Source organism: Pseudoalteromonas sp. SG44-5 (genome assembly GCF_014164175.1).
Classification (GTDB): Bacteria; Pseudomonadota; Gammaproteobacteria; order Enterobacterales; family Alteromonadaceae; genus Pseudoalteromonas; species Pseudoalteromonas nigrifaciens.
The window spans coordinates 1-224 of record NZ_JACJES010000082.1; the positions used below are offsets into that span (position 1 = coordinate 1).

Consider the following 224-nt stretch of genomic DNA (forward strand, 5'->3'; position numbering starts at 1 on the left):
CGCATAAACCAACTGATATTAGCTAAGCGTTCTCGGTATTCACTGATTGTTTCATTTAACAGTAGCCATTCAATTTTGCTTAGCTCTTCGCCTTGCAGGTATTTGTTAGTGAGTACAGTGCCTTTACAAAGCCTGTGCCACCGCTGAATAATGGCTTTATCGGTTAGTCGCTTGGCTTTTTTATCATCAACATAGAGTACTAAGTGGGTGTGATTACTCATTAC

1 pseudogene is annotated in these 224 nt (G+C 40.2%); it reads right to left on the reverse strand.

The features are described 5' to 3' along the window. Positions 1-224: pseudogene (locus H5079_RS18290) on the reverse strand (transposase); the annotation flags it as partial.